Origin of the sequence: Rhodococcus sp. PBTS 1 (assembly GCF_001620025.1) — a bacterium.
Lineage (GTDB): Bacteria > Actinomycetota > Actinomycetes > Mycobacteriales > Mycobacteriaceae > Rhodococcoides > Rhodococcoides kroppenstedtii.
Genome location: NZ_CP015219.1, coordinates 4,089,436 through 4,115,802, shown reverse-complemented (window position 1 = coordinate 4,115,802; position 26,367 = coordinate 4,089,436). Strand labels below are relative to the sequence as shown.

At 69.7% G+C, this 26,367-nt stretch carries 22 protein-coding genes; 9 read left to right on the top strand and 13 right to left on the bottom strand.

Going from position 1 to position 26,367, the window contains the following annotated elements:
- A complete protein-coding gene (locus tag A3Q40_RS18895) occupies nt 1–402 on the top strand; it encodes a hypothetical protein (RefSeq protein ID WP_068104550.1) in 402 nt (133 codons plus the stop codon).
- Between the two features lie 188 nt (nt 403–590).
- On the top strand, nt 591–1,787 hold the full coding sequence (locus A3Q40_RS18890) for a sensor domain-containing diguanylate cyclase (RefSeq protein WP_162269861.1): 1,197 nt from the start codon (nt 591–593) through the stop codon (nt 1,785–1,787).
- 19 nt (nt 1,788–1,806) lie between these two features.
- Here A3Q40_RS18890 and A3Q40_RS18885 read toward each other — a convergent pair whose 3' ends face one another.
- On the bottom strand, nt 1,807–3,153 hold the full coding sequence (locus tag A3Q40_RS18885; protein WP_068104546.1) for a lipase family protein: 1,347 nt from the start codon (nt 3,151–3,153) through the stop codon (nt 1,807–1,809).
- A 264-nt stretch (nt 3,154–3,417) separates the two neighbouring features.
- Between A3Q40_RS18885 and A3Q40_RS18880 the strand changes: the two genes are divergently transcribed.
- Together A3Q40_RS18880 and A3Q40_RS18875 are read left to right on the top strand one after the other, a co-directional pair.
- Nucleotides 3,418–5,082 carry an FAD-binding dehydrogenase gene (locus tag A3Q40_RS18880; protein WP_068104544.1) on the top strand — a complete coding sequence of 555 codons (1,665 nt, stop codon included), beginning with the start codon at nt 3,418–3,420 and terminating at the stop codon, nt 5,080–5,082.
- A gap of 111 nt (nt 5,083–5,193) precedes the next feature.
- Nucleotides 5,194–6,381 (top strand): PucR family transcriptional regulator, encoded by a 1,188-nt coding sequence (locus A3Q40_RS18875; RefSeq protein WP_068104542.1) that lies wholly within the window; start codon nt 5,194–5,196, stop codon nt 6,379–6,381.
- Nucleotides 6,382–6,410: 29 nt separating this feature from the next.
- On the opposite strand, the gene yczE is transcribed toward A3Q40_RS18875, so the two are convergent.
- Nucleotides 6,411–7,058, bottom strand: coding sequence for a membrane protein YczE (gene yczE / locus A3Q40_RS18870; protein WP_371830161.1), 648 nt, complete (start codon nt 7,056–7,058; stop codon nt 6,411–6,413).
- A gap of 166 nt (nt 7,059–7,224) precedes the next feature.
- On the opposite strand from yczE, the gene A3Q40_RS18865 reads away from it, so the two are divergent.
- Nucleotides 7,225–8,631 (top strand): GGDEF domain-containing protein, encoded by a 1,407-nt coding sequence (locus A3Q40_RS18865; protein WP_068104538.1) that lies wholly within the window; start codon nt 7,225–7,227, stop codon nt 8,629–8,631.
- 6 nt (nt 8,632–8,637) lie between these two features.
- Here A3Q40_RS18865 and A3Q40_RS18860 read toward each other — a convergent pair whose 3' ends face one another.
- Genes A3Q40_RS18860 through A3Q40_RS18840 form a run of 5 tightly spaced genes read right to left on the bottom strand, consistent with a single transcriptional unit; the run spans nt 8,638 to nt 15,158 of the window.
- A complete protein-coding gene (locus A3Q40_RS18860; protein ID WP_235606368.1) occupies nt 8,638–9,258 on the bottom strand; it encodes an isochorismatase family protein in 621 nt (206 codons plus the stop codon).
- Nucleotides 9,255–11,144 carry a hydantoinase B/oxoprolinase family protein gene (locus A3Q40_RS18855; protein ID WP_068104536.1) on the bottom strand — a complete coding sequence of 630 codons (1,890 nt, stop codon included), beginning with the start codon at nt 11,142–11,144 and terminating at the stop codon, nt 9,255–9,257. Before A3Q40_RS18855 ends, A3Q40_RS18860 begins: the two co-directional genes overlap by 4 nt.
- A 27-nt stretch (nt 11,145–11,171) precedes the next feature.
- Nucleotides 11,172–13,244 (bottom strand): hydantoinase/oxoprolinase family protein, encoded by a 2,073-nt coding sequence (locus A3Q40_RS18850; protein WP_068104534.1) that lies wholly within the window; start codon nt 13,242–13,244, stop codon nt 11,172–11,174.
- 31 nt (nt 13,245–13,275) lie between these two features.
- The gene (locus A3Q40_RS18845; RefSeq protein ID WP_068104532.1) at nt 13,276–14,481 is read right to left on the bottom strand and encodes a CaiB/BaiF CoA transferase family protein; all 1,206 of its coding nucleotides are present in this window, start codon (nt 14,479–14,481) and stop codon (nt 13,276–13,278) included.
- Entirely contained in the window at nt 14,478–15,158 is a 681-nt protein-coding gene (locus A3Q40_RS18840) for a GntR family transcriptional regulator (RefSeq protein ID WP_068104530.1), read from the bottom strand. The genes A3Q40_RS18845 and A3Q40_RS18840 overlap by 4 nt, the downstream gene beginning before the upstream one ends.
- Nucleotides 15,159–15,284: 126 nt before the next feature.
- On the opposite strand from A3Q40_RS18840, the gene A3Q40_RS18835 reads away from it, so the two are divergent.
- Together A3Q40_RS18835 and A3Q40_RS18830 are read left to right on the top strand one after the other, a co-directional pair.
- Nucleotides 15,285–16,202: a hydroxymethylglutaryl-CoA lyase gene (locus A3Q40_RS18835; protein WP_068104527.1), complete on the top strand. Its 918-nt coding sequence runs from the start codon at nt 15,285–15,287 to the stop codon at nt 16,200–16,202.
- Between the two features lie 29 nt (nt 16,203–16,231).
- Nucleotides 16,232–16,771, top strand: a complete 540-nt coding sequence (locus A3Q40_RS18830; protein WP_068104525.1) for a YceI family protein — start codon at nt 16,232–16,234, stop codon at nt 16,769–16,771.
- Nucleotides 16,772–16,837: 66 nt separating this feature from the next.
- Here the strand turns inward: A3Q40_RS18830 and dnaB are convergent, their stop codons facing one another.
- From dnaB to rpsF, 5 genes are all read right to left on the bottom strand, one after another.
- Nucleotides 16,838–18,226, bottom strand: a complete 1,389-nt coding sequence (dnaB, locus tag A3Q40_RS18825) for a replicative DNA helicase (protein WP_068104523.1) — start codon at nt 18,224–18,226, stop codon at nt 16,838–16,840.
- A 510-nt stretch (nt 18,227–18,736) separates the two neighbouring features.
- Complete coding sequence (gene rplI / locus A3Q40_RS18820) at nt 18,737–19,192, bottom strand: 50S ribosomal protein L9 (RefSeq protein ID WP_068104522.1); 456 nt, start codon at nt 19,190–19,192, stop codon at nt 18,737–18,739.
- 15 nt (nt 19,193–19,207) lie between these two features.
- The gene (gene rpsR / locus A3Q40_RS18815; protein WP_068104520.1) at nt 19,208–19,450 is read right to left on the bottom strand and encodes a 30S ribosomal protein S18; all 243 of its coding nucleotides are present in this window, start codon (nt 19,448–19,450) and stop codon (nt 19,208–19,210) included.
- Between the two features lie 44 nt (nt 19,451–19,494).
- Nucleotides 19,495–20,031 carry a single-stranded DNA-binding protein gene (locus A3Q40_RS18810; RefSeq protein WP_068104518.1) on the bottom strand — a complete coding sequence of 179 codons (537 nt, stop codon included), beginning with the start codon at nt 20,029–20,031 and terminating at the stop codon, nt 19,495–19,497.
- 80 nt (nt 20,032–20,111) lie between these two features.
- Nucleotides 20,112–20,399 carry a 30S ribosomal protein S6 gene (gene rpsF, locus A3Q40_RS18805; RefSeq protein WP_068104516.1) on the bottom strand — a complete coding sequence of 96 codons (288 nt, stop codon included), beginning with the start codon at nt 20,397–20,399 and terminating at the stop codon, nt 20,112–20,114.
- A gap of 165 nt (nt 20,400–20,564) precedes the next feature.
- Between rpsF and A3Q40_RS18800 the strand changes: the two genes are divergently transcribed.
- Nucleotides 20,565–21,923: a glycosyltransferase 87 family protein gene (locus A3Q40_RS18800; RefSeq protein ID WP_068104514.1), complete on the top strand. Its 1,359-nt coding sequence runs from the start codon at nt 20,565–20,567 to the stop codon at nt 21,921–21,923.
- Nucleotides 21,920–22,549: a GNAT family N-acetyltransferase gene (locus A3Q40_RS18795; RefSeq protein ID WP_068104513.1), complete on the top strand. Its 630-nt coding sequence runs from the start codon at nt 21,920–21,922 to the stop codon at nt 22,547–22,549. Before A3Q40_RS18800 ends, A3Q40_RS18795 begins: the two co-directional genes overlap by 4 nt.
- Here the strand turns inward: A3Q40_RS18795 and A3Q40_RS18790 are convergent.
- Nucleotides 22,504–26,262, bottom strand: a complete 3,759-nt coding sequence (locus tag A3Q40_RS18790) for an nSTAND1 domain-containing NTPase (RefSeq protein WP_157889677.1) — start codon at nt 26,260–26,262, stop codon at nt 22,504–22,506. The genes A3Q40_RS18795 and A3Q40_RS18790 overlap by 46 nt on opposite strands.
- Nucleotides 26,263–26,367 lie beyond the last annotated feature (105 nt).

Below are 26,367 nucleotides of genomic sequence, written 5' to 3'. Positions count from 1 at the left end.
ATGAGCGGCAACGGACAGTTCGGATTCGACCCGGAGGATTTCGAGCGCGTCGCCCGCGAGGCGAGCGAGGGCCTGCGCGACCTCTTCGGGCAGGCGATGCGAAACGCGGACACCGGCGGGAACCCGCTGGGCAACCTCGTCGGCATGTTCACCGCCGCCCCGGCGAGGACGCCGACCCCGGCCCCCGCACCGACCACGACGGGCGAGAAGGGCGACGGCGTGTGGGTGATCTACACGATCGACGACGACGGGTCGGCCGGTATCGACCAGGTCTTCGCCACCGAGCTCGACGCGTTGCGGGCGCACCGGGACAACGTCGACCCGCGTCGCAAGGTCCGCTTCCTTCCCTACGGTGTGTCGGTGGGCGTGCTCGCGGCGGGAATCGACCCGACCTCGGACTGAGCGGCGACCGGCGCCGACACCCTCGACACCGCCGACCTCGTCGACAACGGTGCAACGAAATGGTGTCGCCGACCGATGGACGGGCGTAAAACGGTATCGACAACGGTTTCGGGGCCGTGCCGTCTCACGCGACAAGGTTGGATTCGATGAACGGATTGCGCCCGAGACCGTCGGGAACCAGGTCGAGGGTGTCCGACATCGACGGCGTGATTCCGACCACCATCGGAACGACCCGGTACGACCCCGAGGCCGGAACGCTGGAGTTCGACGATCGCGCTCGCGAGATCTTCGAGGCACCGGTCGGACGGCCCGGTCTCGAGGTGTGGCTACAACGTGTTCATCCCGAGGATCTCGCGCTGGTGGGGACCATGTACGCGGACTGCGTCGAGTCCCTGGGCGCGGAATGTCTCTATCGGATCGTCGTCCCCGACGGTGATACCCGCTACGTCCTGACCCGCAGCATGTTCATCGACCGGCATTACACGAACCGGCCAGGGGTGCTCACCGCCATCGTGCTCGAGGTCGACCCGGCCGTCGCGTCGGACACCGTCCTGACTCGGGTCCTCGATCGGGTGTCGCTCGGCTTCGCCGTCCTCGACGCGGACATGACCCTCGTCTACCTCAATGCGCAGGGCGAGAATCACCTGGGAGTGCGCCGGGAGGACGTTCTCGGCCGACACGTTCACGACGCCCTCCCGCTGACGAAGGGGTCGTTCCTCGACGAGCTGCACTCCCGAGCGCTCACCACCCGCCGGCCGGCCACGCTGCGAACACCGTCCCTCTACGCGCCGGGACGCACCGTCGAGGTCACCGCGAACCACGTCGACGGGAACGTCGCCTTCGACTTCCGCGACGTCACCGACCAGGTGGAACAGACGTCGCGGTTGATCGACTCGTACCGCTCCATTCTCGACCGCGCCCGGTACGACGACCTCACCGGTGTTCTCGGACGCGCCACGTTGCTCGAACGCCTCGCCGGCCACCTCGCCGAGTCGTCGGGGTCGGCAGCCCTGCTGTTCGTCGACGTCGACGACTTCAAGGCGGTGAACGACACCCACGGGCACGCCGTCGGCGACCTGGTCCTGCGTACGGTCGCCCAACGGATGACTGAGCACTGCGGACCCTACGACGTGCTCGGGCGGATCGGGGGCGACGAGTTCATCGTCGGCCTGTTCGCCCGCCCGGCGTCCGGTCTTCGGGACGCGGCGGAGAAGGTCGGCGCGGCGATCGAGGCGGACGTGCGTGAGCCCATCGTCCACGACGATCACGACGTCGAGGTGACGGTCAGTGTCGGCGTCGCGGTCTGCACGGGCCCGACGCACCTCGCGGACCTGCTCGCCGACGCCGACGCCGACCTCTACCGACACAAGCGCGCCGTCGGCTGACCACGGCGACGGACACCCGTCAGCGGGGCGCGTGCTGTTGGGGTTCGAGTGAGTTCCCGGGGGCGATCCGACCACAGTTCTCGGGTGCGGGCTTGCCGTCGAACCGGTCCAGGAGCCAGCCGAGCGCGCCGGGGAACCACAGCGCGGCGCCGGGGATGTGGCTGAGGGTGTCGTACTCGTCGTACTGCACGGTGAGGCCGGCGTCGCAGTATGTCGTCATCAGTGAGCGGACGTCCCCGGCCACCATGATGCCGTCGCCGGCGCCCGTCCCGGGCGGCCCCGGCCGGGTGCCCTCGACGGTGCCGTTGGTGGCCTGGGCGACGAACATCGGGATGCGCGGCACCGGCGCGGAGCCCATGTTCAACTCGTTCACCACGTCGACGTACTCGGGGACGGTGTTCGGATCGCGGTATTCGGGCTTCACCAGGTCGGCCCACTCCAGGCCCGGATACTGACCCAGCACGTTCAGGATGGACGCGTCGTCGAATCGCGCCATGATCTCGCGGCCGTAGTCGTTGATGTAGGGACCGAAGTCGATGCCGTAGGCGCGCCCGATACCGACGACGGCCATGCCCACCACACCGCCCCACGCGGCACTGCCGCCGGCGTAGCGGAGGTTGTTGGCCGGGTTGACGAGGAGACCGCCCTGAGCGGCACCGATCAGATTGTCGGCGACGTCGGGGGCGTAATCGGGGGCCATGATCGACGCCCAGTTGGTGGCAATGGCACCACCGGAGTAGCCGTACAGACCGATGCGCGAGGAGTCGGTGACTCCGCTGTCCGGGACGCGTTGCGCCGCGCGCAGCGAGTCGAGGGTCATCATCCCGTACTCGGGACCGGCGGCGAAATCCGCTGTCGGCCCTTGGGTATCGGCGACGACGACGGTGTACCCGAGGGCGAGGAACGGGGCGAGTGCCGCGCCCTCGCCGGAGGCAGCGGTGCCGCCGATCGCCACAGTGCCGCCGGTGGGCGTCGCCGTGAGCAGAGGGGTGTTGCCGGCGATGGCGCGGGAGGGACCGTCGTCGGGATTCAACGAGTCGTAGGCGGACTGGTAGGACACCACCCTGTCCGACCGGGCGCCGGGGGGCCGCAGCACGGACGTGACGTTGGCGCTCGGTCGCCCCCGAGCATCGGTGGAGCGATACAGGATCTGTGTCGCGGTCAGCGGGGTCGGCACGTTCAGCAGGTGATACGGCACGGTGCGGACCGCGAGGACGTCACCGGGTGCGTACCGCTCCAGAGGGACCGTGCCGCCGTAGCGGAAGAAGGGGTCGTGCACCGGCTCCGCCGTCGCGGTCGCCCCGCCGTGGACGAGAGCGGCGCCGAGGACGGCGACGGTCAGAAGCGAACGGGTTCTGCCCAGCATGCGGTGCACCTACCTGACGTGTCGACGAGAGTGTCGGGGGTTTCGGAAGGCACCCCCGGACGGCCGGTCGAAAGCCAATCCGGCACGTCGGCGCCCAGCGTGACCCGAGGAGAGATCCGTTTCGGGGCGACTCGCGTGCGCCTTGTCACCCGACGACAACGGTGTTGTCGCACAGTGCGCAACGGTGTTGTTCGACGTCGGCCCCGTCGGCCACTGTCGCTCCCGAGGGCGGCACGGACGTCGTCCTGCCGACAGGAGGTCGTCGTGGACGCAGACGTGATCGTGGTCGGAGCGGGTCTGGCCGGCCTGGTCGCCACGGCGGAATTGATCGCCGCCGGCCGACGGGTCCTGCTGCTCGACCAGGAGCCGGAGCAGAATCTGGGTGGTCAGGCGTTCTGGTCGCTGGGCGGGCTGTTCATGGTCGACACCCCGGAACAGCGACGGATGGGCATCAGGGACTCGGCCGAGCTGGCCTGGCAGGACTGGCTCGGCAGCGCCACGTTCGATCGTGGCATCGACGATCCGGCGGGCGAGGACTACTGGGGACACCGCTGGGCGCGGGCCTACCTCGACTTCGCCGCCGGCGAGAAGCGTTCCTGGTTGCACGAACGGGGGGTCCGCTGGGTTCCCATCGTCGGGTGGGCCGAACGCGGCGGCTACCTGGCCGAGGGCCACGGCAACTCCGTTCCCCGCTTCCACCTGACCTGGGGAACCGGCCCCGGGGTGATCGCGCCGTTCGTTCGGCTCGTGCGCGACGGCGTTCGAACGGGACTCGTACGCTTCGGTTTTCGTCATCGCGTGGACGCTCTGACGACCACCGGCGGCCGCATCGACGGAGTGCGCGGCGTCGTCCTCGAGCCCAGTGCCGCGGAGCGTGGAGCGGCCACGTCCCGCCTCGCCGTCGAGGACTTCGAGCTGCGGGCCGGCGCCGTGCTGGTCACCGCCGGCGGTATCGGCGGCAACCACGACCTGGTGCGCCAGAACTGGCCGGCGCGGCTCGGAGCCCCGCCGGCGTCGATGATCTCCGGCGTCCCCGAGCACGTCGACGGCCGCATGCTCGGTGTCGCGGAGACCGCCGGCGCCCGACTGGTCAACCGAGATCGCATGTGGCACTACACCGAGGGCATCCGCAACTGGAACTCCATCTGGCCCAACCACGGCATCCGCATCATCCCGGGTCCGTCGTCGATGTGGTTCGACGCCCGCGGTCGACGATTTCCCGCCCCCAATTTCCCGGGCTTCGACACCCTCGGCACCCTCGGAGCCATCCAGGCCACCGGCTACCCGTACTCCTGGTTCGTCCTCACCCAGAAGATCGCGGAGAAGGAATTCGCCCTCTCGGGGTCCGAGCAGAACCCCGACATCACCGGCAAGGACTGGAAGCTGGTGCTGCGGCGCGTCCTTCCCGGCGCGAGCGCACCGGTCGAGGCGTTCAAGGAGCACGGCGAGGACTTCGTGGTCGCCGACACCCTCGACGAGTTGGTCGCCGGCATGAACCGCATCACGGGCGAGGACCTGATCGACCCGGTGGACCTGCGTCGACAGATCGAGGCCCGCGACCGTGAGCTCGACAACGCGTTCACCAAGGATCTGCAGGTCTCCGCGATCCACAACTCGCGGCGCTCACGCGGGGAGCGCCTCGCTCGCACCGCGACGCCGCACAAGATCCTCGACCCGAAGGCCGGCCCGTTGATCGCCGTCCGGCTGAACATCATCACCCGCAAGACGCTCGGCGGCATCCAGACCGACCTCGACGGCCGCGTCCTGAGCGCGGACGGGACACCGATCGAGGGACTGTGGGCGGCGGGGGAGATCACCGGTTTCGGCGGAGGCGGTATGCACGGGTACCGGTCCTTGGAAGGCACCTTCCTCGGCGGGTGCATCTTCGGTGGCCGTCAGGCCGGCCGAGCCCTCGCCCGGATCGGCTGACCGGGACGCCGGTTCGGCGGGCGCGCCGGCGGCTCCGTACGGTTCTCCGGGACCACGTGCGGACACAGCGGCATCGTCGAGTCGTGGTCGCGACGCGAGGAGGGAACCGAGGTGACACTCGGACGGGACACCGCAGCTCTGCGCATCGAGCGTGACCTGCCCGCCATCGTTGCTGTCGCCGTGCGGGACATCGCGGACGTGATCCCGACGTATCGCACGTTGAGTCGGGAACAGGCCGCCGATGTCGAGGGCATCGCGTTCTGGTCCTTCCGCCGACTGCTGCAGTTGTGGGTGTCGCCGGACACTGCCGTCGACGCGGCGGATCACGCCCATTTTCGCGCCGTCGGATCCGCCCGCGCCTACGACGGGCGCCCCCTGTCCGATGTGCTGCGCGCGTATCGGGTGGCGGTCGAGTCGCTCCTCCGACACATCGGTGACACCTACCTGACGGATCTCGACACGACCGACGTCGCCGATCTGGGACTGGTCGCCCTCTCCGCCATCGACACCGTGTACGAGCAGATCATCAGCGGCTGGTCCGACGCCCGGGATCACCTGACCAACGACCGCGGTCGAGCCCGCGCCGCTCTGCTCGACGACCTCCTCGTGGGGCGTCAGAGTTCACCGGGCGCGCTCGCCGACCGGACGCGCGAGCTGGGTCTCGCTCTCCCCGCGACGGTCTCCCTCCTCGCGTTCGTCCGCGCCGGAGACGACGGCCCGGTGCCGGACGACGATGTCGAGGCGCTCGGCGCGGCGCTGCGGGTCGACGCGGCCCCCGACGCCACAACGGACGTTCTGACCACCCGACGCGATACGACCGTCGTCGTCCTGGCGGCGCCCGTCGCGCGGCTCGACGCCCTCGAGGACGTGTGCCGACGAGCCAGCCTCCGGGGATCCGCTGCGACCTGCGCGCTGCCGGACGTCGCGACGACCTTCCGCCGCGTCGCTCGCTCCCTCACCGCAGCGCCGGTCCACGCCTTCGACAAGCGGGCCGTCCTGCGCGACGGCGATTCCCACCTGCTCTCTCTGCTCGCGGCACAGCCCGGCGTGGACCCCATCGCCGTGATGACGAGCATTCTCGGACCGCTCGTCGACCACTCCCAACGGCACGTCCTCGACGGCCTCGCGGCGTTCATCGCCACCGGCACCGCCACGGAAGCGGCCGCCGTTCTCCACCTCCACCCGCAGACGCTCCGGTATCGGCTACGGCGAGCACGAGAACTCACCGGACTCGATCCGCGTCACGGGTGGGATCGCCTCGCCCTCGACGTCGCCATCCACCTCCGACACCTGCACTGAGGTGCGCGACGGTGCGTCGCGCGACGAGGTCAGGATCGACCTCCGACGGGTGGCGAGGTGAGACCGACCGGACGGGATCGACGGGCCAGAACCCACACGGACATCTGGACCAGGGGCCCGATCGCGAGCGCGTAGAGCACGGTGCCCACGCCGACGGTGCCGCCGAGGAGCCACCCCACCGCGAGCACCGACACCTCGATTCCGGTGCGGATGACTCGCACGGACCACCCGGTGCGCCCGACGATGCCCGTCATGAGACCGTCGCGCGGCCCGGGGCCCATGCCCGCCGAGATGTACATCGCGGTGGCGGCGGCGTTGATCACCACACCGCCGATCAGCAGAGCGGAACGCACCGGAAGCGAGGCGTCGTCGGGCAGCCACGCGGACGCCAGGTCGACGGACACGGCGATGACCACGATGTTCGCGACGGTGCCGACGCCCGGACGCTGACGCAGCGGGACCCACAGCAGGAGGACGACGGCGCCCACGCAGGCGGTGATCGTGCCGAAGCTGGCGCCGGTGCGGTGCGCAAGACCCTGGTGCAGCACGTCCCACGGATTCAGTCCGAGCCCGCCGGCGATCATCATCGCCATCGAGAAGCCGTACAGGAACAGACCGACGATCAGCAATGTCAGGCGAGTCGGCAACGACCCCGTCGAGATGTGCATACCGCTCAGTGTCAGCGTCCTCGACGGTCCCGTGTGCAGGCCACCCGGCGAGAGTGGACCGGTGCTGCACAGTCGTGAATACTGTGCGGGACCACAACGGCTGAGCTGGGAACAATTCACCCGTCACCAGTGACGGGCGGGTACCGGGGGTTCCTTCTCGATCGAAGGACTCCCGATGTCTGCGCCGGAGGTGCCGAAGGTGCCGCGACCACCCCTACCGCGATCGATTCTCGATCCGGCGTCGGTGGCGGTCGTCGTCTTCCTGGTCGCCCTCCTCGGGATCCATACCCGCCCTCCCGGACTCCTGGCGTCGATCTGGTTCGCCAACGCCGTCGCGCTCGCCCTCGTCGTCCGCTGGCCGCGCCACCTCCGGGCGTCGTCGGTGTTCGCCCTCTTCGTCGGGTGCGTGGCCGCGGATCTGCTGAGCGGAACCGAGCCCTACGCAGCCGCCGTGCTCAACACCGCCAACGCCGTCGGCGTCGTCGCGGGAGCGCTGACCATTCGCTGGCGCCGCCCCGAGCCGCTCCTGCTGACCGGTTCTCCCGCGTTCGCCCGCCTCTCGGTCGGGATCGTCGTGGCCTCGGTCGTGTCGGCCACCGTCGCGACCTGCCTGTCGGGATTGCTGGTCGACGTGACGCCCGCCGTGTCTCCCACGGCGTGGTTCTCGTCAGAGTTCGTCAGCTATCTCCTCCTGACGACGATTCTGCTGTCCGTTCGCGCGGGCGGGCCGTGGCGTCCGCCCTCGCCGCGATACTTCGACTCGGTTCGGTGGACCGTGACCGTTCCGGTCCTGGTCGCCGTCACCCTCATGATCGCCGGGATGGTCGCCGACGGGCCGCTGCTGGTCGCGCTCCCCCTGCCGGCGCTGTTGTGGTGCGCCACCCGAATTCCGTTTTCCGGGACGGCCCTCCTCACCGCGTGCTGGGCCGGATGGAACCTGTTGATCGCGGGACGGGTCGGTGTGCTCGGCGCCGGGGAGGCCACGCAGAGTCCCGTCGCCACCCTCTCCGTCGCCTTGGTCGCGCTCGGCCCCCTGCTCGTCGCGGCGGTGACGCTCGACCGGATGGCGGTGCAGAACAAGCTGCACCAGGCCCTCGAGTACGACAGCCTCACCGGCACCCTGTCGCGTGCCGCCTTCCTCCGACGCAGCCAGCGTCGCCTGAACACCCTCGTCGACGCCTCGCAGCCGGTGGCGTTGCTCATGCTCGATCTCGACGACTTCAAGACGATCAACGACACCATGGGACACGCGGCGGGCGACATCGCCCTGGTCCGCTCGGCCGGCTGCATTCTGTCCGCCCTGCCCCACGGCGCCGTCGCCGGACGCATCGGCGGCGAGGAGTTCGCGGTTCTGCTCCCGATGGCCGACCACGAGGACGCCACCGCCGTCGCCGACACGATTCGCCGCGACCACGAACGCCTTCACCTGCTCAGCACCCGCACCGCCACGGTGAGCATCGGTCTCGCCTGGGCGCCCGCGGCGCCGGCGTCGGTGTCCCCGCTGCTCGACACCGCCGACCGCGCGCTCTACGAGGCCAAGCGCGGCGGCCGCAACACCGTCGTCGCGGTGACCCTGGCCTGACGTCCGCTACCCGGCCAGAGCCGCGAGTGCCTCCTCCAGACCGATCACGTCGGCGTACTTGGCGCGGAGGTCGAGCAGGTTCGCCTCGTGCATGCCGCCCGCCCGGTCACCGCACGCGTCGGCCACGACCCGTGGACGGAAGCCGTGTTGCAGCGCGTCGGTCGCACTCGCCCGCACGCAGCCGCTGGTGGTCAGCCCGCAGAGGTAGAGCGTGTCGATGCCGTCCGCGGTCAGCGTGGCGGCCAGCGACGTACCGAAGAAGGCGCTGGCGTACTGCTTGGTCACCACCACCTCGCCGGGGAGCGGGGCGGGTTCCGCCGGAAAGTCCGCGAGCGCCGAGCCGTCCTCGAAGACGCTGAGCGACGGGATCTTCCGGGTGAACAGACCCCCGTCGACCCCGCCCTTGCCGTAGCTCACCCGCGTGAAGACGACGGGCACGTCGTGCGCCCGGGCCGCCTCCACCAGGCGGGCCGCCGCGGCCACCGCGTCGTCCACCGGCGCCCGCAGCGGCGACGAGTCCACCAGGTAGGCCTGGACGACATCGATCACCAGCACCGCGGCGCGTCGACCCGGGCCGAGCTCGCCACCGAAGCCCGACGCGCGGTAGGACTCCATCGGCTCGCTCACGCGCGCACCGCTTTCCGCACGTTCACCGGCGGGCGCGGGGCGGGCAGGCCCGTTTCCTCCTCGCAGCGCGCGAGGATGTCGGCGATGTCCGGTCCCTTGTCGAACACCGTGGTCTCACCGCGCGCCTCGACCAGCTCGGCCCGACGCGCCGTGGTCGCGTCGACGTCGACGGTGCCGGCCGCGTCGCACACGACGCCGTAGCCCGACGCCGCGCCGTCCGGCGTGATCAAGCCGCGACGCACCTCGAGGGCGACGAGCTCCGGGTCCCGTTCGGTGGGGTCGCCCCACCCGCCGCCGCCCCACGTCACGAAGTGCAGGACGTCGCCGCGCCCCACCGGGACATCGTGCACCTTGCTGGCGAGGATCTCGGTGGTGCCGTCCGCCCGCTCGATCCACTTGCGCCCGCGCGCACCGGGTTTGCCGCCGTTGACGCCCCACGGGTAGGTGAGCCAGCGGTCGTCGTGGATGGCGATGGTGCCCGGTTCGTCGAAGTGGTAGGCGACGTCGACACCGTTGCCGCCGCGGTGCAGGCCCGCGCCGCCGGTGTCGGCGATGGTCTCCCACCGCTCGATTCGTAAGGGGTAGTACGACTCCAGGTACTCGCACGGGATGTTGACGAACGACGGCCACAGCGAATGCCCGTCCGGACCGTCGCCCATCGGCCGGCCCGGGATGCCGCCGAATCCGATGGAGTACAGCTGGAACCACTCCCCGTCGCGCGGACCGCCGTCGTAGTGACCCGAGTACATGAAGTGCGGGGACGACGAGAAGCCGGCCGCGTTGAGGATGCTGGGATTGTTCTTGCCCAGCAGCCCGCCGAAGAGGTCGAAGACGCGTCCGATGCCGTGGTTGCGGCCGTTGAGCGCCGCCGGGTACCGGGGTTTCCAGAACGAGTCCTCCGGGATGGTGACGTCGATCAGCGGGTAGAAGCCGTCGTTCCACAGAATCTGCGGATCGGCCACGGTGATCACGTAGATGCCGAAGAACATCCGCACGAGGTTCTCGTTGATGAAGTAGTTGATCGGCCCGACGGCCTGCGGTGCGTTCTTGGAGAAGTCGAGGTGGATCTTCTCGCCGTGCCGGGTCAGCTCGATGGTGAGTTCGTAGGGCCCGTATCCACATCCGTCGTCGCAGATGAAGTCGGAGAACTCGATGGTCTCGCCGTCGACGAACAGCGTGGCCAGCAGCACCTTCATCGCCTGGTAGTTCCGCTCGAGCAGCGCGTCGAGGGCGGAGAGGTAGACGTCGACGCCGAACCGATCGCACAGCTCGACGATGCGCCGGGCGGCCGTGCTGCACGCCGCCACGAGCCCGTTGAGGTCCGCCCGGTTCCAGTCGGGCTTGCGCACCTGGTTGAGGATGATGTCGAGCGCGGTGTCGTTCATCTCGCCGCCGCTGTAGAGCTTGAACGGCGGAATGATCACGCCCTCTTCGTAGATGGTGTGCGCGTCGGTCGGCATGGACGACGGCGTCTTGCCGCCCACGTCGGACATGTGCCCGAACATCGAGGACCAGCCGACCACCCGGCCGCTGTGGAAGATCGGCATGACGATCAGCCAGTCGTTGGCGTGACTGATGGCTGCGCCGCACGCGTACGGGTCCGAGGTGAGGAGGATGTCACCCTCGCCGACGGTGCCGTCGAAGTTGTCCAGGAAGTCCGGGACGGACAATCCGAACTGACCGACGACCATCTTGCCGCTGGGGTCGGCGATGAGCGGGAACTCGTCGTGCTGCTCACGGATGCCGGGGGAGAGCGCGGTGCGGAAGAGCACCTCGTCCATCTCCGCCCGGGCGTTGCGGAGGGCGTTCTCGATGATGTCGAGGGTGATGGGATCGACGGGAACGGTGGTGAACGGTGTCTGCGAGGTCTCGACGATGGTGGCCATGGTGGATGCTCCTGATCGGGTTGCGACTCAGCGCGATTCGGGTCCGGCGTGGTCCACCGGGGCGAGGAGAAGGCTGCCGCTGGCGTGCACGGTGGCGGCGTGTCCGGACAGCACCAAGGTGGTCGAGTCCATCTCGGTGATCACGGCGGGACCCGTGACGACGTGACCGGCGAGCAGGTCGCCGCGGTCGTACACCGGAGCGGTGACGACGGCGCCGTCCATCCAGACCTCGCTGGTGGACACCGGTTCCGGGTCACCGGTGGCCTCCGCGAGCGGCGCCACCGTCACGTCCGGGCGCGGCCCACTGACCGTGACGCGGAGGTTGATCACCTCGCGCTCGTTCTTCAGCAGGAAGGAGAAGAGTCGCTGGTGTTCGGCGTCGAAGGCCTCGCCGAGGGTCGTCAGCAACCCCGGACCGTCGAGGGCGTCGGCGTCCAGATCGACGGGGATCTCGAAACCCTGCCCTTGATAACGCAAGTCGACCTGATACTTCGCCGTCTGCTGATCCGTCGGCACGCCGTCCGCCGAGAGTCGATCCGACGCCGTTCGCGCGAGGTCACGCAGGGCGGACGACAGGTCGTCGTCGCTCAGGTCGGCGAACGCCCGGATCATGGTGCGCGCGCTCTCGTCTCGCACACACGTCGTCGCGTCGCCGTAGGCGCAGAGCACGCCCGGTGACGGCGGCACGATCACCGGCCACGAGCCGGTGAGGCGGCCGAGGGCGTTGGCGTGCAACGGACCGGCCCCGCCGAAGGACACCAACGCGAAGTCGCGGGGGTCGTAGCCCTGCTGCACGCTCACCAGGCGCAGGGCGCCGAACATGTTCTCGTTGACGATGTCGACGATGCCCGATGCGGCCGCCTCGGGGCTCTCCAGTCCCATCGCATCGGCGATGGTGGCCACGGCGCGGCGGCTGGCCTCGACGTCGAGCGCGACCTCGCCGCCCGCGAGCGCGCCGGGCAGGTACCCCAGCACGACGTTGGCGTCGGTCACCGTGGGCGCGGTACCGCCGTTCCCGTACGCGGCGGGGCCGGGATCGGCACCGGCCGACTGCGGTCCGACGCGCAGGGCCTTCGTCAGCTCCGGGACGTGGGCGACGGATCCGCCGCCCGCACCGACGGTGCGTACATCGACGCTGGTCGCGCGGACCGCGAGATCACCGACCTTCGTCTCCCGCCCGATCCGCGGTTCGCCGCCGAGCACCAGCGCGACGTCCGTCGACGTCCCGCCCATGTCGAACGTGAGGAAGTCGGTGTAGCCGGCCTGCTCGGCGAACCACACGGCGCCCGTCACGCCACCCGCCGGACCCGAGAGCAGCAGGGAGACCGGATCTTCCGCCGCCTTGGCGGACTGCACGAGGCCGCCGTCGCTCCGCAGGATCGACAGGGGAGCGGTGATGCCGCGGTCCTGCAGCGAGGTGTCCAGGTTGCGAACGTAGCGCGAGACCTCGGGCTGGACGTAGCTGTTGGCGACGGTGGTGAGCGTGCGCTCGTACTCCCGCATCTCGGGCAGGACGTGGCTGGAGAGCGAGACGGGGATGCCCGGCAGCTCCTCCGCCGCCCACGCCGCGACCTGCTTCTCGTGCGTGTCGTTTGCGTAGGCGTTGATGAGCGAGACGGTCAGGGCCTCGATGCCGGCGCCCGCGAGGGTGCGCAGCTGCGCCCGCGCCTGCTGTTCGTCGAGGGCGGTGACCTCGCTGCCGTCCGCGGCGATGCGGCCGACCACCTCGACCGTGTTCTCCAGGGCCGCCAGGGGTTCCGGCTTGGGCCAGATGATCCACCCGGCCAGCCCGCCCGGGACGAACGACCGCGCGATCTGCAGGACCTGACGGAAGCCGTCGGTGGTGACGAGCCCCACCCGCGCGCCGCGTCCTTCGAGGATCGCGTTGGTCGCGACGGTGGTGCCGTGCAGGACCTGGCCGACGTCGGACGGGTCGATGCCCGCCTCGTCGCAGACCTTCGCGATGCCGTTGAGCACCCCGACGGACTGGTCCGACGGCGTCGACGCCGTCTTGGCACGGTAGGTGGTACCGGTGGATTCTTCGAGCAGGAGCACGTCGGTGAAGGTGCCGCCGACGTCGACGCCGAGTCGATAGCGCATGGGGTTCTCCCGGTTTCCGGTCTCGGGGTGGTCAGATGGTGCCGCGGGCGGCAAGAGCGTCGCGGTCGGCGTCGGACAGGCCGAGCAGGCGGCCATAGACGTCGGAATTGTGTTCGCCCAGTTCGGGTCCCGCGTGACGGACCGAGCCGGGGGTGTCGCTGAGCTTCGGCACCACCCCGGCCATGGGAATGTCGCCGAGTTCGGGGTGGGCGAGACGGACGATCGCCTCGCGCGCGGCGAAGTGCGGATCAGCGAACATGTCTCGCGCGGTGTAGATCCGGCCGGCGGGCACCCCGGCCTCGTGGAGGATGTCGAGCACCTCGTCGGTCTTCTGCGCCGCGGTCCACTCCCCGATCAGGCCGTCGAGTTCCTCCATGTTCACTCCGCGCGAGGCGTGGTCGCGGTACCGCGGGTCTTCGATCAGGTCGGTCCGTCCCATGGCGGTCGCGAGCCGGGAGAACACCGAATCCTGGTTCGCCGCCACGAGAATCATCTCGCCACCGGCGGTGGGATAGACGTTGCTGGGGGCGATGTTCGGCAGCACCGAACCCGTCCGCTCGCGCTGGTAGCCGCCGATCTCCCATTCGGGCAGAAGCGACTCCATCATCGCGAGGACGGCCTCGTAGATCGCGGAGTCGACGAGTTGTCCGCGCCCGCTGCGCTCCCGGTGGTGCAGGGCGGACAGGACACCGATCGTCGCGAACACCGCCGCCAGGGAGTCCCCCAGCGAGATACCTGCACGCGACGGCGGTTGATCGGGATTGCCGGTGACGTAGCGGATTCCGCCCATGGCCTCGCCGATGGAGCCGAAGCCGGCGCGCGGAGCGTAGGGCCCGTTCTGGCCGTAGCCCGTCACCCGCGCCATGATCAGACGCGGGTTGATCTCCCGGAGCTGCTCGAAGCCCAGCCCCCACCGCTCGAGCGTGCCGGGGCGGAAGTTCTCGACGACGATGTCCGCGTCGGCGATGATCCGGCGGGCCAGATCCTGGCCCTCCTCGCTGCGGAGGTTGCAGGTGACGGACTTCTTGCCGCGCGCCACCACCGGCCACCAGAGCGAGCGACCGTGCGGCTTCTCACGGCCCCACTGGCGCATGGGGTCACCGACACCGGGGGCTTCGAGCTTGATCACCTCGGCGCCGAAGTCGGCGAGCAACTGGCCGCAGAACGGACCGGCGAGGAGCTGACCCATCTCCACCACGCGGAGGTCGGACAGGGGGCCGGGGGAGGGTTCGGTCATCGTCGGGGCTCCTGGGTGGTGTCTGGGTTCTCGGGGGGTGCGAGGGATTGCAGCAGAACGTGTTTGGCCGCGCGGACGTGCGCACGCATCACCGAGTCCGCCCACGTCTCGTCACGGGCGCGCAGCGCCGCCACCAGGTCGCGGTGGTGGGCGTGGCTCCGGGCCAGGTCCGCCGGCGCGTAGCGGTGGAACGTTCGCATCACCAGCGGCAGCTGGATCACCGAGCCCAGCATCGAGAGCAATCGGCTGCTTGCCGCGGCGGTGCGCACGATGGCGTGGAACTCGTCGTTCAGCTGAGCCATGAGATCGAGCCGCTGCTCGGCGCCCTGCGCGGCCGCGGCCTCCATGAGGTCGCAGAGTTCGGCGAGCCGGTCGAGGTCCTTGCCGTCGATGCGACGCGCCGCGCGGGAGGCCGCCATCGCCTCGAGGTTCATGCGGAGGTCGTAGATCTCGTCGAGGTCGTCGGCGGTCCAGGACCGCACCCGCGCCCCGCGGTGGGGGAGCACCTCGACCAGGCTTTCCATCTCCAGGCGGCGCAGCGCCTCCCGGACGGGGGTGCGGGACGTGGCCGTGAGCTCGGCGATCTCGACTTCTCCGAGGCGCGACCCGGGCTCGTACGAGCCCGCGATGATGCCGTCCCGCAGGTGCGCGTACACCCTGTCCACTGCCCTGGTCATCGAGCGGTCCCGCCTTCGGATCGGTGAATTGTTCACAATGTAGGGGTCGTGACGACGCTTGTCCGCATAAGTAGCGAAATTACTCCCGCTATTGCATGCAACGGATGGTCGGTGGACCATCGACGCATGACTGCGGTGGAACTGGTGGAAGTCGGCCCGCGCGATGGGCTCCAGAACGAGAGGACCGTGCTCTCGGTCGAGCAGAAGGTCGAGCTGATCGTGCGCGCGCTCGACGCCGGCGTCCGCCGCGTCGAGGCCGTGAGCTTCGTCAATCCCGCTCGCGTCCCGCAAATGGCGGGCGCCGAGGACGTGATGGCCGGACTCCCCCGCGACCGGGGGGCGTCGTACATCGGGCTGGTGCTGAACCGGCGTGGGCTCGACCGCGCACTCGCCGCCGTCGTCGACGAGGTCAACGTGGTCGTGGTGTCCACCGAGGAGTTCAGCCGTCGCAACCAGGGGTGCTCGGTCGACGAGGGCATCGCGGCGGCCGTCGACATCGTGCGCGACGCCCGAGCCGCCGGGGTGTTCGCCACGGTCACCGTGGCGGCGTCGTTCGGCTGCCCGTTCTCCGGCGAGGTGGATCCCGCGCACATCGGCCGGATCCTCGCGCAGGTCGCGGAGGCCGAGCCGTCGGAGATCGCGATCGCCGACACCATCGGCGTCGGCGTCCCCGCTCAGGTACGCACGTTGGCCGACGTCGCGACGGCGAACGCACCCGGCGTTCCGCAGCGCTGGCACTTCCACAACACCCGGAACACCGGCTACGCCAACGCCCTCACCGCGCTCGAGACGGGAGCCGCGGCGTTGGACGCCTCGATCGGCGGGTTCGGCGGCTGCCCCTTCGCCCCCGCGGCGACGGGCAACATTGCCTCCGAGGACCTCATCTACGCGCTCGACCGGTCCGGGGTGCGGACCGGTGTCGACATGGCCCGGCTTGTGGACGCCGCCGGCTGGCTCGGGTCGGCCCTCGGCGAGGGTGTGCCCGCGCTGCTCGGCCGGGCCGGCGGCTTCCCGTCCGATTCGGGTCCGCGCGCCCTCGAGTAGTCCTGGCTCCGCGTGGCTACAGTCCGAAGATGACCGACATGCGGACCCTTCGAGCCTCCGATGACAACGTCCTGGAAGTACGGACCGGCGTCACCGGCAAGGCGTCGTCGATGGGGCATCGGTTGACTCTGCTGATGCGGGAGTGGACCGCGACCGTCTCCGAGAAGGCCGGCGAGCTGATCGGCGTGGACGTGACGGTGGAGGTGGACTCGCTGACCGTCACCGACGGCGAGGGCGGGGTCACGCCGATGTTCGGGCCGGAGAAGGCCATGGCGCGCTCCAACGCGCTGAAGACGTTGCACAGCAAGGACTTCCCGACCATCCACTACGTCAGCACCGAGGTGACGGGCACGGACGAGGGCTACCGGCTGACCGGGACGCTCACCGTCCACGGCACCGAGCGTCCCCACACCGTCGACCTGCGGGTGGCACGGGTGCAGGAGCAGTGGCGGGCGTCCTTCGAGACCACGGTGACCCAGACCGACTTCGGCATCGAGCCCTACTCGCAGATGTTCGGCGCCATGAAGGTGGTCGACGACGTCGTGGTCACCTTCGACGCGGGGTTGTGAGAGCGCTGCTCGAATAGTGGATCCTCGGCCCCGCTTTCCGGGGCGCGGATTCCACAATTCGACGGTCTACCCCCGCGCCATGTCCACGAACCGCGACAGGTGCAGCTGGTGGGCCACGGTGATGGTGGCCGTCGGTCCGTTACGGTGCTTGCCCAGGATCAGGTCGGCTTCACCGCCACGCGGATCGTCGCGTTCGGTGGCGTCGGGGCGGTAGAGCAGGATGACCATGTCGGCGTCCTGCTCGAGGGAGCCGGACTCACGGAGGTCGGACACCATCGGCTTCTTGTCGGTGCGCTGCTCAGGACCACGGTTGAGCTGACAGATCGCGACCACGGGAACCATGAGTTCTTTGGCCAGCAGCTTGAGCGACCGCGAGAAGTCCGAGACCTCCTGCTGGCGCGACTCGACCTTCTTGCCGGACGACATCAGCTGCAGGTAGTCGATGACGATCAGCTTGAGGTCGTGCCGCTGCTTGAGCCGTCGGGCCTTCGCTCGGATCTCCATCATGGTGAGGTTCGGCGAATCGTCCACGAACAGAGGCGCTTCGCTGATCTCGCTCATGCGGCGGGCGAGGCGCGTCCAGTCGTCGTCGGTCATCTTGCCCGAGCGCATGTCGCCCAGCTTGATCTTCGCCTCGGCCGAGAGCAGACGCATCACGATCTCGGTGCGGCTCATCTCGAGAGAGAACATGACACTGGCCATGCCGTGCTTGATGGAGCACGAGCGCATGAAATCCATTCCCAGGGTCGATTTGCCCACGCCAGGTCGGGCCGCCACGATGATCATCTGCCCCGGGTGCAGACCGTTGGTCACCTCGTCGAGCTCGGTGAAGCCGGTGGGGACACCGTTGGACATGCCACCGCGGCTGGCGATGGAGTCGATCTCGTCCATCGTGGGCTGCAGCAGCTCCTCGAGCTGGACGAAGTCCTCGGCCGTGCGGCGCTCGGTGACCTCGTACACCTCGGCCTGGGCGCGGTCGACCACCTCGGAGACGTCCTGGCCGTCGGCGCCGGCGTACCCGAACTGCACGATGCGCGTGCCGGCCTCCACCAGCCGTCGCAGGATGGCCTTCTCGACGACGATCTCGGCGTAGAACGAGGCGTTGGCCGCCGTCGGCACCGTCTGCGTCAGCGTGACCAGATAGGGCGGCCCACCGATGCGCTTGAGTTCCCCACGCCGCTCGAGCTCGGCCGACACCGTCACCGGGTCGGCCGGATCACCGCGGCCGTAGAGGTCGAGGATCGCGTCGTAGACCATCTGGTGGGCCGGACGGTAGAAGTCGCCGGGCCGCAGGATCTCGAGCACGTCGGCGATCGCGTCCTTGCTCAGCAGCATGCCGCCGAGCACGGACTGCTCCGCCGCCATGTCCTGCGGTGGCTGGCGGCCGAAGTCCTCACCGGGCGGCTCGGACGGGCCGGAGTAGTCGCTCGACCCGCGATCGTCCACCACAGCCACAGAAATTCGCCGCCTTCTCGTTCGGGTCGACGGCCGCATCCGGACCGCCGGTGTCGCGGGGTGCTCCCCCGAGACTGTGTACCTCGACGCACCGACACGACGAGCCGATCCAGCGGCCTCGAGATCGGTGCCGGAGGGACGTTAGGGGCTCGAATACGGCTTCGCAAAAGCGCGTGTGGACCGACCCGGGGATGAATTGTGCAAACTGCAGGACACGGTGTTGACCACCTGTGGACAGCCTGGGGAACAGCAAGAAAGTTTCGGTGGAATGAGCAGGTCAGAGGCTGTTCATGAAGTTTCTTTCCTGGGGATCGACTCGCCGTCGGCGTGTCCCGAGGGGTTGACAACTCGGGCGTGTCACCTCGCATCGGACCGAAGTTATCAACATGACCGGGCTCACACTTCCCGGAACCGGGGCGGGCGCCACGTTTTCGGGACCGAGTCCGGACACGACAACGCCCCGGCCCGCCGAGAAGGCGGACCGGGGCGTCGCGTCGCGCTGGGCGCCGATCAGGAAGCGGTGACCTCGAGATCGAACGCGGCGGTGACGTCGGGGTGCAGCGCGACCGTGATGCGGTGCTTGCCGACGGACTTGATGTGGGACTTCGGCAGCTCGACGCTGCGCTTGTCGACGGTGGGGCCACCGGCCGACTTGAGCGCGGCGGCGACGTCGGCGGCGGTGACCGAGCCGAAGAGCTTGCCCGAATCGCCGGCGGTACGCACCGTCAGCGACACGGAATCGAGGCCCTCGATGGCCTGCTTGAGCTCGTTGGCGTGGTCGAGACCGCGCACGGCGCGGGCTTCCTGCGCACGACGGATGCCGTCGACCTGCTTCTGCGCGCCGCGGGTGGCCACGATGGCCAGGCCGCGAGGCAGCAGGTAGTTCCGGCCGTATCCGTCCTTGACCTCCACGGTGTCGCCGGGCGCACCGAGGTTGTCGACATCAGCGGTGAGGATGAGCTTCATGGTTTCCCTTTCCCCTTATCGCGCAGTCGCGGCGTAGGGCAGCAGGGCCACCTCACGCGAGTTCTTGACTGCGATGGCGATGTCCCGCTGGTGCTGGACGCAGTTGCCGGTGACACGACGAGCGCGGATCTTGCCGCGATCGCTGACGTACTTACGCAGCAGCGTCGTGTCCTTGTAGTCGATGGACGTGTTCTTTTCCTTGCAGAAGGTGCAGACCTTCTTCTTGATCACCTTGTCGCGCAACGGCGGTTTGGGCATGGTCGATCTCCAGATCAGATGTGAAACGTGTGTTGGGGTGCCGGTCAGAACGGCGGTTCGTCGTCCCCGCCACGGTTGCCACCACCGAACGAGCCCGATGCCTGCGGGGCGCTGCCCCACGGATCGTCGTTCTGCGAGCTGCCACCGGACGACGGACGGGACGATCCGCCCGACCCACCGGAGGAACCGAACCCGCCTCCGCCACCGCCGCCACCGCGACTGACCTTGTTGACCTTGGCCGTCGCGTAGCGGAGCGAAGGGCCGACCTCGTCGACCTCGAGTTCGACGACAGTGCGCTTCTCACCCTCACGCGTCTCGAAGGAACGCTGCCGGAGCCGACCCGTGACGACCACCCGTGCGCCGCGAGTCAGGGACTCGGCGACGTTCTCCGCTGCCTCACGCCAGATGTTGCAGCGGAGGAACAGCGCGTCGCCGTCCTTCCACTCGTTGGTCTGGCGATCGAAGGTGCGGGGAGTGGACGCGACGGTGAAGTTCGCGACCGCCGCACCGGCGGGGGTGAATCGAAGTTCGGGATCGGCCGTCAGGTTTCCGACGACGGTGATGACGGTTTCGCCTGCCATGATTCCTCTTTCTCGTACCTCGTCAGTGCCTGCAGTGTCGTGTCCGCCGCCAGCCTAGGGGCGGGCGCCGACAAGGAAGGTCACTTGCCGCGGCGGAGAACCTTGGTGCGCAGAACGGACTCGTTCAGGCCCAGCTGACGATCGAGCTCGGACACCGAAGCAGGCTCGGCATCGATGTCGATGACGGCGTAGATACCTTCGGAGTGCTTCTCGATCTCGTAGGCGAGACGGCGCTTACCCCACACATCGACCTTGTCGATCTTGCCGCCGTCCTTGCGGATGACGTTGAGGAACGTATCCAGCGACGGGGCGACGGTGCGCTCGTCCAGGTTGGGGTCGAGAATGACCATCAGTTCGTAATGACGCATGAGACCTCATCACCTCCTATGGACTGTGAAACGGTCACGGACGATCCGTGACAGGAGGGTCGTTGCGTCAGCAACCCGCCCAGGGTACCTGTCGGACCTGCTGCGACAGAAATCCGCGACCCCCGACGGACGCCCGCACCCGCATCCGCCACCTAGGCTGACCGCATGGAGACCCGTCGCCGCGCGAGCCCCGTCGTGGCCGCGTCGGTCACGGTCGTCGCACTGGTGACGATGGCGCTCGGGTATCTCAACAAGGCGCGGTGCGCGGGTCCGCCGTTCGACGACGCCGGGCGCAGCGAGGTCTTCGATCGCATCAAGGACTCCGCCGTCTGCTACTCCGACATCCAGTTCCTGTGGCTGGGTCGCGGCATCGACCTCCACCTGTTCCCGTACGTCGGCGGGGCCATCGCGCCCGACGGCTCCCTGACCGGCGGGACGGTCGAGTACCCGGTGCTCAGCGGCATGCTGATGTGGCTCGGCGGCCTGGCCAGCGACACCGACGCGGACTTCCTCGCGTGGTCCGCCGTGCTGCTCGCCCCCTTCGGTGCGCTCATCGCCTGGATGCTCGGACGACTCGCGGGGCGCGTCGCCCTGATCTGGTCGGCGAGTCCGGCGCTGGTGATGTACGCCTTCCACAACTGGGAACTGCCGGTGGTCGCGACGGCGGTCGGTGCGGTCGCCGTGATGGCGACCCGGTTGCCGCTCCGCGTGCGGGCGGTGATCGCCGCCGTGCTGCTCGGCATCGGCTTCTGCCTCAAGCTCTACCCCGGCGCGTTCGTGCTGCCGCTCGCGGCGTACGTCCTCCACGGCGAGACGGAACGGGATCGCCGGGACGTGCGCGGCGCTCTGGGCGTGCTCGCCGCGGCCGGCATCACCGTCGCCGCGATCAACGTGCCGTTCGCCGTCGCCGGATACGACGGATGGCGGGCGTCGTTCGCGTTCCAGAGCCTGCGGCAGGCGGACATCACCACCAATTCGATCTGGTACTGGGGTGTGCGGTACCTCTTCGAGACGCCCGGTGCCACGCCGGAGGTGAGCGCCGCCGACGAGGCCGCGTTCCAGTCGGCGGTCGACCTGCTGTCCCCGACCCTGGTGCTGCTGTCCTTCGCCGGCGCCCTGTGGGTCGGTCGGCGCAGCCTGGCCACCGTCGGCTCCTACCCCTGGGTGCAGACGAGCGCCGTCATGCTCACCGGCTTCCTGCTGTTCCACAAGGTGCACTCCCCGCAGTACACCCTCTGGATCCTGCCGTTCTTCGTGCTGCTGCGCGTGCCGTGGCAGGTGGTCGGCGCCTACCTCCTCACCGACGTGGCGGTCGGGGTCGGCGTGTTCCGCTGGTTCGCCGCCCTCGCCGCGGGGCAGGACGCCCGGTCCGAGGAGACCCTGGTGGTGCTGGGCGTCTGGGGACGCACCGTTCTGCTGGTGATCCTGCTCGTGCTCTTCGCCCGGGCGGACGTCCGCACACCGCCCGTCCGCAGTACGAGGCCGAGGATGCACCGTCTCGAATCGGAGGAGGTTCCCGTATGAGCGGGTGGATCGAGCACGAGACTCTGCACGGCACGCACGTCACCCTCGAGAAGCTGACCGCCGACCATGCCGACGATCTGCTGGCCGCCGCGGACGACGAGCGCATCTTCCGATGGACCAGCGCCCCGATCCGGACGCGGAGCGCCGCCGCCGCGTACATCGACGCGGCCCTCGCCGACCCCGCGCGGCAGCCGTTCCTGCAACGCACCGCCGCGGGCGAGCCCGTCGGCACGACGTCGTACTACCTTCTCGACCCCGCCCACCGCAGTCTGGCGATCGGCTACACGTGGCTCTCGACGTCGGCGCAGGGCACCGCGATCAACCCGGAAGCCAAGCTGCTGCTGCTCGGTCGCGCCTTCGCGCACGGCGCGGTGCGCGTGGAATGGCACACGGACGAGCACAACGCGCAGTCGCGCGCCGCCATTGCCACGCTCGGTGCGACCTTCGAGGGGTTGCTCCGCAAGCACCGTCAGCGGTCCGACGGGTCGTGGCGCACCACCGCGCTGTTCGCCATGACCGACGACGACTGGCGGTCCGCCCGACAGGCTCTCCAGGCGCGGATCGACCGACGTTCCGGCGGTCAGCGAGGGGCCCGAGGCGCTGCTTCGTCGCACGGCGGGTCGTAGTTCACGCCCGGCAGCAGATCCGCCCATTCCCGCTCGGTGACCAGCGCCCCCGCTCGCGAACACAGGTTCTCGACAGCGAACTCGGGATCGACCGTCCACTGCCGCACCGTGCCACCCGCACCGCCTGCCAGCAGGGATGTCGCTCCGACGAAGACCGCGTCGTTCACCCGTTCCCCGATCGCGCTCAAGGCTGCGTAGGGCCGAGGCGTCGTCGGATCGCGCACGTCCCAGATCCACGCCGAGTCGATCGACGTTCCCCCCACCAGCCGTTCGCCGTCGGCGTCGAACGCCAACGAGTACACCTCCGTGTCCGCGCCGGTCCTGCCCAGCACCCTCGTCTCCGCGGGATCGGTCGCGTCGACGAGGGTGACCGTCCCGTCCGCGGTCCCGACGGCCAGCACCGCATCGTCCGCCGACAGCGCGACCGCGTTGGCGCCGGCAGGCAGTCCCGTCAGCGTTCCGATCCGCTCCGGGCGGCCCGGATCCGTCAGGTCCCACGTCTCGACGGCGGCGGCCGACGTGGCGACGTGCGCGATCGCGCGGTCCGTGCGGAAGACCGTCAACGACGGCAGACCGGTCACCGTGAACGTCGACACAGCGCGAGGGGCGGTGAGATCGGCCAGATCGAGGACGGCGATGTCGGGTGCGTCCTGCTGGGACAGCAGCAGGTGCCGGCCGTCGGCGGTGAACGCGAGACCGCCGACCAGCAGGGGGACCACACCGTCGAGTGCTCCGAGCCGCGCCGGCCGTGCGGGGTCGGAGACATCCCACAGCTCGACGCCACCGGTGGTCGTGCCGAGCGCCGCCGTCGAGCTGTCCCCGCTCAGCGCCGACGCCCCGGTGTACGTCACCCCCGGGCCGGGACGAAGCGTCGTCGGCGTCGGCTCGACGCCACCGGTCCCGGCCCGCCACACCACGGCGCCGTCGCCACGCACTCCGACACCCGCTAGTACCGACGGTCCACCCTGCCGGTGAGCCAGTGTGTAGACGCTCGATGTCGGTCCGGGGAGTTCGGGGCCGGGTACACGCCATCGCCGGGTGGTCCCACTCCCATCGGACGTGATCAGCGATCCGGTGCGGCCGAACGCGACGCTGCCGACGATCGCGGGTCCGGGAAACTCCGTCACCTCGTCGTCGGTGCGCGCGTTCCACACGACCGTCGACGCGTCCGCACTGCCCGCGGCGAGGAACTGCCCGGTCCGATCGAAGGCGACCGAGGAGACGTAGCTGTCGAACCGCCCCAGCGGCGCGAGGGCCGTGAGCGCGCCGTCTCCGCCGAGAGTCCACCGTGCGACCTCCCGCCCGGTGGTTCCCGCCGCCAGCGTCGTTCCGTCCGGCGACACGTCGAGATCGAGGTAGCGGTAGGTCGAGCCGTCGAACGGGACCGCGAACAGGGGTGCGCCCGAGACGGCGTCCCACACGGCGAGCGTGCGCCCGTTCCCGGCACCCAGGACTCGGCCGCCATCGGGCGTGTAGGCCACGACGGTGTTTCCGGCTCCGGGTAGATCGAGTCGCGTCGGCGACGCGGGCGTCTCGTACGCCCACCGCAGCACCGTCGACGCCGCGGTCCCCACCGCCAGCTCGGCACCTCCCGGACGGAACGCGATCGATTGCGCCGTCGTGTCGAGGGGCAGAGTCGCGACCCTGCGCGGCCGGTCGAGTGCAGCGAGGTCGTACACGGCGACGCCCGTGGCGCTGCCGATCGCCAGTCGCGTTCCCGCTGCGTCTACCGCGAGCGACTGCACGGGGCCCGCATCCGTGCTCAACCGCGCCGGCGGGGCCTGCGCGAACGCGCTCGCATCGTCCGAATCGTCGGAATACAGATCCACCGATCCCGAGGAATACCCCACGGCCAGAACACGTCCCGCCTCGTCGAGAACGGACTGGGTGGGCCCTGCCGAGCCGACGACGCGAGTCGGGAACGCCGACGCCGTGGTGTCCAGGACCGCCGATCGGGCATCGAACGACGGGTCCGTCTCGTAGGCCGCCACCGCCAGCTGCGCCGACAGTGCCGGGTCTTGGTCGCGGAGTCGCCGCGACTGCGCGAGGACGACGCGTGCGTCCGCGATCGCCCGAGCCTCGACCGCGTCGTTACGTTCGGACACCGCGCGTGATCGCGCCGACACCGCGAATGTCGCCGCGGCCACCGCGAGCACCGTCATCACGGCCAGAGCCGACGTCAACGCCGCCCGCACACGGGCCCGTCGGCGACGCGCGTCGGCCGCCCGGTGATGCTCGGCTGCCGATTCGGTGAGGTACTCCGTCTCGAGCGCGTTGAGGTGTTCGCGTCGGCCGCCGGTGGAGAGCAGGGATTCGTACAGGGCCGATCGCGTCTCGCTCAACAGTTCGCCACGGTCGCGGCCCGTCTCGTTCCACCCGTGCGCGTACTGCGTCAGCGTGCGGTGGTGCACCACCCAGTCCCGGTGGGCGTCGATCAGCTCCGCGAATCGAGGCCACGTGGTCACCAACGACTCGTGAGTGATCGTCACGAACTGCTCGTCGACGGTCACCAATCTGGCGTCGGTGAGATCGTCGACCACCTCGGACGCGACGGCCCCCACTTCGGAGAGGGGCACGAGGCGACGCGTCACGGTCGGGCCGTCGAGGTCCACCAGCCGCAGGAGCAGACGCTCGGCCACGGCCCGGTCGTCCACGTCGTACGTGCCGAGCACCGCTTCCGCCGTGTGCTCCACCGCGCCGGCGATCCCCCCGGTCTGTCGATAGTCCGCGATGGACAACGTGGACGTGCGCGCGCGCTCCCAGGTCGCGAGAAGAACATGCGAGAGCAGAGGGAGTGTCGACGGCGACAACCCGTGCTGCGATCGCACACCCAGCTCCGCGAGCAACACCTCGACGAGTGCGGGGTCGACCCGCGCACCGGCGGTCTCGGCGGGGGCGGTGATCACCCGACGCACCCGCTGCTCGTCCAACGGGCCGACGACCAGCGGATCCGACGCGAGCGCGGCCGCCGCAATAGGCTCCGTGAGGGCGACTGCGTAGAAATCCGCGCGCAGCGCGACCACCGCCACCACGGGGTGGCGCCCATCGGTGGTCAGGCCCTCGAGGCGGTCCAGATACCGTCGACGCTCGCCGGCGTCGAACGCCTCTCCCCACAGTTCCTCGGCCTGATCGACCACGACGATGTCCGGTCGCGGGTCGAGGTCCGTCGGATTCCGCAGCCTCGACGGCGTGATGCGCACGGCCGTCCGCGCACCGAGGTCGCCGCGCTCGATCCGAGCCAGCAGGCCCGCCGACAGGAGCGAGGACTTTCCGGCGCCGGACGCTCCGACCACGGCCAGAATTCCGCCTCCGGTCAGCAGCCGAACTCGGTCGAGCAGCGCATCGGTCTCCTCCTCCCGGCCGTGGAACCACCGGGAGTCACCGACGGAGAAGGCTTCCAGACCTCGGTAGGGCGTCGCCGCCGCCCGGCGCTGGGTCGCGCGCCGCACTCGCATCACCGCGGCCCACCACGCGTCGGCGTCGTCGGCGGTGACCCCGCAGGCACCGAGCACACGACGGAAGGCGTCCTGGTTGGCCGGCGTCGGAACGTGCTTGCCGCTGAACCAGCCACCCACCGTCGCCAGGCGGACGTCCGCACTGTCGGCGATGGCGCGGACGGTGAATCCGCTCGCCTGCCGGAGGCCTCGCAGCGCGTCCGCGAAGTCCTCCCTCGTCTCCACCGACGCCAAACCCCGCCCGGCCCCCCAGCTCATGCCGCCGACTATAGATGCGCAGGTCGGCGGCAGATACGCGTTCGGAGTTCGTTCGGATATCGCGCTCGGGCTGGTCGTGCGACCGGCTCGAAGCGAGCATCGAGG